The sequence below is a fragment of the Bradyrhizobium sp. 2TAF36 genome, assembly GCF_052114925.1.
Classification (GTDB): domain Bacteria; phylum Pseudomonadota; class Alphaproteobacteria; order Rhizobiales; family Xanthobacteraceae; genus Bradyrhizobium; species Bradyrhizobium barranii.
Genome location: NZ_JBFRFR010000182.1, coordinates 1 through 5,885, shown reverse-complemented (window position 1 = coordinate 5,885; position 5,885 = coordinate 1). Strand labels below are relative to the sequence as shown.

Here is a 5,885-nt window from a genome sequence, read left to right as displayed (position 1 = left end):
GACCTGCATCTCCTCATTGTAGAGCTTGGTCACATAGGTGAACTGCTTCTTGATGTTGTTGGCGAAGCCCTTCTTCTCGAGATAGTCGAGCGTGTCGGCGCGCACGATGCCGAGATCGACGCCTTTAAGAAAGAGGATGTCGGCGATGCTCTGCACCGAGCCTCGACCGGTGATCGGCAGGACGCGCAGCTTACCGTCGTCGTCGAGCACGGAAGCGAGGTCTGCACCGAACTGCACATAGGTGCCGCCGATCGTACCAGTAAGCAGCGTGACCGTGTTGGCGTTCATTGCCTTCTTGGTCGAGACCGAGCCGAATTGGAAGACTGCCTTCAGGCTGTCACTAACCTTGGCCGGGCCATACTCGGTCTGTCCGGCATGGGCCGCAAATCCAGAAGCCATCAAGATCATCGCGGCAATCATTCCAAGGAGTTGACGCACAACATCCTCCTGGCATGTGGAACCTGCCACACGGACACAACCTCTCGAATCGTTGATCGTTCCCATGTCACTGTCGAACACTTCTGCTCCGGGTCAAAAGGCGAAGAACTCAGCGTGAGCCAATCTCGTCCGCTACGCCCCACTAAGCTGACCTCAGTGAGGCGTGTCGCCACTTCGCTGATGGGCCAATAGGAGACATTTGCTCACCAGCAAAAATCTTCCCGAGACCGGCCAGTGCCGAGCGCGGCTTTATCTTTCTCGCAGCACGAAACCATTACGCTGCTCATCTATTGGTATGTGTAGCGGCGGAACCGGAAAACGGCAGCCGTCTAAGAAAGCCGCGCGGAGCAATGCCCGAGCGGCTTTTTTATGCGCCGTGTCCTTATCAGCGCATCAGCAGGCTCCGAGGTTTGGGACGAAAGCAGATGAGGCCTTTAGCGAGACAGCCATTTAGGGCACGTACCACCGAAGAACTTATGGCGCTGCTCAGCGCAGTAGCTACTGCAATTCTTGCGGTCATCATTATCTCGATGCTCTATTTTGGCCGGGATATCTTCGTGCCCGTTGCTTTGGCTATTCTACTCAGCTTCGTGCTGGCGCCGCTGGTCGGAATACTGCAGCGTATCCATGTCCCCCGCGGATTAGCCGTCGTGAGCGTGGTTATACTTGCCTTCACGCTGATTTTCGYGATGGGGAGTCTCCTCGCCACGCAACTGACGCAACTCGCGGGAGACCTCCCGCGTTACCAATCGACGATAAGCGAAAAAATTCAGTCCTTCCGGGACACAAAAGCCGGCAGGGGCACGCTGGAACGCGCCTCCGACATGCTGAAGGATCTCAGCAAAGAACTTGATAAGCCAAAGGATGCACCATCCGCATCACGTGGCTCAGGCTCTGTCGCTGGTTTCAACACGCCCGCGCCGCTGACGCCGGTTCCGGTAGAAGTACGCCAGCCCGATCCTGGCGCGCTGGAAAGCTTGCGGACTTTGATCTCGCCGCTGGTTCATCCTCTCGCGACAACCGGCATCATCATTATTTTCGTCATCTTCATTCTGCTTCAACGCGAAGATCTTCGTAATCGTCTCATTCGATTGGCGGGGTCATCCGATCTCCAACGTACGACGGCGGCGCTCGACGACGCGGCGAGCCGCCTTAGCCGGCTGTTCCTGACTCAGCTCATCTTGAACGGCGCATTTGGCGTGGTGATCGGGATAGGTCTGTGGCTCATCGGGATTCCAAGCGCGATCCTTTGGGGCATCCTGGCGGCAGCTCTCCGCTTCGTTCCCTACATCGGCGCCGTCATCGCGGGCGCGTTCCCGCTTGCGTTGGCAGTAGCCATCGATCCCGGCTGGTCGATGCTGCTATGGACGCTCGCGCTTTTCCTAGTTGTGGAGCCGGTCGTGGGCCATGTCATCGAGCCGATGGTTTACGGCCACAGCACAGGGCTTTCTCCAGTTGCCGTGGTCGTGTCGGCAACGTTCTGGACTGCACTATGGGGTCCAATCGGGCTTGTCCTCGCGACGCCGCTGACGGTGTGCCTTGTCGTGCTAGGGCGTCATGTGGAACGTCTGGAATTTCTTGATGTCATGTTCGGGGACCGGCCGGCCCTTTCTCCCCCCGAAATATTTTACCAGCGGATGCTGGCTGGTGATCCGACGGAAGCCGCCGAAAAGGCCGAAGAATTTCTGAAAGAACGGTCGCTGGCCTCGTACTATGATGAAGTCGCCTTGAAGGGTTTGCAGCTAGCGCAAGCCGATGCCGAGCGCGGCGCGCTTGACCAGGAACGTCTAACGAAGATTCGAGACGCGGTGAACGAATTTGCCAGCGACCTTTCGGATCAGGAGGACCGGCCGCCGGCGAAAAGCAATTCAACCACCGACGCGGAAGCATCGTCCGCGGTGGAAAGCGTTGCAGAAAATGCGACAAATGAAACGTTGCCCATTCTCAGCAAGGAATCCCTCCCGCCGGGATGGCAGGGTGAACATCCCGTCCTCTGCGTGGCGGGGCGCAGTCGCATCGATGAGGCGGCCGCGATCATGCTGGCTCAGCTCTCGACGACGCACGGCCTGGCGGCGCGAGTGGAAGGGGCGGAAGCGCTCTCCACGACGAATGTCTTCCGCCTTGATACCACCGGCGTTGCGATCGTATGCCTGGTCTATCTCGATGCCAATGGACCAGCGCACATGCGTTACTCCGTTCGACGCCTAAGGCGAAAGTTACCGAAGGCAACCATTATCCTGGGCTGTTGGGTCAAGGAAATCGACCCGGCTGCGCTGGAATTGTTGCGGGAAGGCGCGAAAGCCGACCTCGTTGCCGCGAGCCTCGGTGAGGCGGTCAAGCTGTGCATCGAGGCGACGGGAGTGAAGGACCAGGAAGCCTCCAAGCAGGAAATGTCCGCAACAGTAGCTGCGTGAAGTTTCCATCATGGCCAGATTTCCCGTCTTGAAATCAGGCAGACGTTGTCGGCATATGCCCAATGCTGGAAAGGTTATTTGAGTGTGGAACAATCTAATCGAATTCGCTGCGTCTTGATGGTGTGCGCGACAATCACCACGACTTCGACCTTCGCGGCTAACCCTGATCAAGGCGAAAATCTCGTCAAACGATGGTGCGCAGGCTGCCATCTTGTCGCAGCCGATCAGAAGGGCGCGAGAGCCGACGCTCCAACGTTCGCGTCCATCGCAGCGAGGCCGGATTTCGACCCCGCCAAGCTAGCGTTCTTCTTGCTCGATCCACACCCGAAGATGCCTAATATGCAGCTCAGCAGGGATGAAGCGTCAGATATCGCCGCCTATATCGGAACACTCAAGTAGCAGCAGAAAACACGCCGCCGACGCGGAGCACGCGCGATCCCGAACGTTCCGCGCTTGATGACCGACAAAGTGTGGTCGAGTTCAAGAAGTCCGCAGCGCGCCCATCTGCTGCCGAAGATTGGTCTACTGTACACCCACCATGTGCGGTCAGCGACGCAATTTGATGCCTTGAAAGAGCCAAACGGTCCCTTTGCCTGAACAATCGACGTCTGTTTCTGGGTCAATCTTGTCGGTTTTCCCGCGAGCCGCTGACTTCCGCTCTAGCCTGATAAGCGGACTCGTCAGATCGGACCGGCATGTCTCAAACGGGCCATTAGCGGAACAGTCGCGCTCTCGCTATTTGGAAGGCTTCTTGGTCCAAAGGCGGGTATGTTGCCATTTGCAAGGCAGGCCCTGTTCCCGCGGGATGGTTCTATGGACGCGAAGTCAGCCGCACGATTTAAACAGCACGTAGAGCGAGTCATTGAGGAGTTATCCTTGGCGCTCTGAAGCCAGGAGATCGTCTATTCACGGGCCGCAGAGGGCCGGACCGCAGCCTGACGACACGGCAGTATGCACGCCTGCGATCGGACTGGCTGGCCGGTATAGGATTGGACCCTCACCTGTTCGGAACGCATTCACTCCGACGAACCAAGGCGACGCTCATCTATCGTCGCACCGGCAACTTGCGAGCCGTGCAGCTCCTGTTGGGGCATACAAAAATCGAGAGCACCGCTACCTCGGAATAGAGGTCGATGACGCACTCGCAATAGCAGAACAGGTGGACGTCTGGCTGCCCTGGCAGAGCCGACCTGCCCTGCCCCTCCGTTACAGGAGGCTGCGGGCCCGAAACGGAAGTCGCGCTGCGTCATTCAATCACTTCATCGCCCGTGGATAGCCGTCGCACCAATTGCGAACACCACTCTCCAAGTCTCGTCCAATCGATGCCTCGCACAAAAAAAAACGGCCCCAGCATCGGCCGGGGGGCATGATGATGCTGGGGCCTCCGGACAGGCTCTGACCTTGTGGGACAGAAACCGTCACCGGAAAGACAAGCCGGGCAGCATCCGGACGTTCCCAGCCCAAGTCTTAATCTCCGCTACTTCATATCTCTTGCCCGAGAGCGCGCGGGATCTAAGCCGCGCCGCCCTCGGGTGCAACTGTCCAGTCCCAGCTGGATTCCGTCGCCGTAGGCAGCCTAAGCGATTCCAACGCTAGGCAGACCTAAGCGACACCTTTTCCACACCACGACGGGCAGTAGCTCGAGCTCGTTCCGCGCCGCCAGGTTTTGACGCAGGTTTTAACGAGTGGCTTCGGGAACGTTCGGTGGTGGCGTTGCTTGGAGAGCAATGACGAGCACGACCGTAGTTCTCATTCCCGGCATGCTGAACGCCCTTCGCCTGGTGCGCGTCTACGGCTTTATGGTCGAGCGCAGAGACGGCCTGTATTACCCCGGCAGCAACCAGCCGGCATGCTCGAAGGCTTTGGCAGAGAAGATGGTTGAAGGCGGCTGGCTGGTGAAATACGGAGAGCGTTATCAACCTACAGAGAAGGGTTGGCACGCAGGAGAAGCCGGTTGAGAAGTTTGGCTGCTGTCCGAGTCGCCAAATGATATCAAACCTGAGAAGGTTCCTGCAAAGGCGTGAGCCCTATCGCTCCTCGCCCTCAAGCCGTTGAGCTTCATTTCGATAGTTTTGTAGCCATCTCTTCGAGAGCTTCCCGGCCCAGACCGGGGAGGCAGAACTTCGCCTTCTCCAAGGTCGAGGCCGTCATATCCCTCAGGCCTTTAGGGGGTCTTTCTGACGGTTCTCGATCGACGCAGCCGCCCGACGGCAATCTTCGGCGACCTTCAAAAGGCCGACGCGCTCAAGCTCCATGGAAGCTATCGCTGCATGTTCACGGCAAATTCGCTCTAGTCTACGGAATTCCCTTAGCTCTCGGTCCACGTGCCCTCCGCGATGTGAGGCAATGATCACGTCAACGATCGACTGATGAGAAGTGACGATCCGTAAGCTTCCCGTAAGTAAGGCTAAGCAAAACGGGAAAATCAAGCAACTCTTTAGCAGCGCTTAGAAATGGAACCCGAACACCACGGCGCCCTTTAGAAGGCGCCGGTGTGAAACGGCGGGCGATGTCCACACCCACGACAGGCAGTATATCGCGAGCGTTGTTACAGGTCGCAAAAAACGGCCCCAGCACAACTAGATGCCGGAGCCGTTGGAAGCCTTGGCGGTAATGGGGGCGCCAAGGTCTACTAAGGTCTAGGAAGATTCGGCAATCGGGTCTGTATGCCCTCCGACATAGGCGGCGCACTGCTCGCGCTCTCTGAGTGATCGACGCTCCTTAGCTTTTCCACACCCACGACCCGCGGTGGCTCATGCTCGTTCCGAGCCGCTAGGAATCGATAATTTGCAAGGTGCATGCGATGCCGGTTTGATCGAGGCATGCCTCGCCCCGCCAGACGCCACATGCCTACGCATGCCGACGGTCGACCGCGCAAGATCACCATCGGCGAGATGCGGGAGATGGGCGTTCGCGGCGTGCTGATCTATTGCCATTGCGGCCATCACATTGCTCTGGACGCCGACCGCTGGCCTGACAGTGTAAGGCTCTCCGATCTCGAGCCGCGGTTCGTCTGCCGGGGTTGCGGTAATC

The 5,885-nt window shown here is 58.2% G+C and carries 4 protein-coding genes and 2 pseudogenes; 5 read left to right on the top strand and 1 reads right to left on the bottom strand.

Annotated features, from left to right (window positions below):
- Nucleotides 1–420: pseudogene (locus AB4Z51_RS44075) on the bottom strand (TAXI family TRAP transporter solute-binding subunit); the annotation flags it as partial.
- A 494-nt stretch (nucleotides 421–914) separates the two neighbouring features.
- On the opposite strand from AB4Z51_RS44075, the gene AB4Z51_RS44070 reads away from it, so the two are divergent.
- The 5 genes and pseudogenes from AB4Z51_RS44070 to AB4Z51_RS44050 form a co-directional block, all read left to right on the top strand.
- A complete protein-coding gene (locus tag AB4Z51_RS44070) occupies nucleotides 915–2,852 on the top strand; it encodes an AI-2E family transporter (protein ID WP_441499693.1) in 1,938 nt (645 codons plus the stop codon).
- Between the two features lie 117 nt (nucleotides 2,853–2,969).
- Nucleotides 2,970–3,251, top strand: a complete 282-nt coding sequence (locus AB4Z51_RS44065) for a c-type cytochrome (protein WP_063982906.1) — start codon at nucleotides 2,970–2,972, stop codon at nucleotides 3,249–3,251.
- A gap of 488 nt (nucleotides 3,252–3,739) precedes the next feature.
- Nucleotides 3,740–4,020, top strand: a pseudogene (locus AB4Z51_RS44060) (tyrosine-type recombinase/integrase); the annotation flags it as partial.
- Between the two features lie 559 nt (nucleotides 4,021–4,579).
- Nucleotides 4,580–4,810: a hypothetical protein gene (locus AB4Z51_RS44055; protein ID WP_135217208.1), complete on the top strand. Its 231-nt coding sequence runs from the start codon at nucleotides 4,580–4,582 to the stop codon at nucleotides 4,808–4,810.
- Nucleotides 4,811–5,674: 864 nt separating this feature from the next.
- Nucleotides 5,675–5,885, top strand: a 211-nt coding sequence (locus tag AB4Z51_RS44050) for a hypothetical protein (RefSeq protein ID WP_441499692.1), incomplete at its 3' end; no start/stop codon positions are given.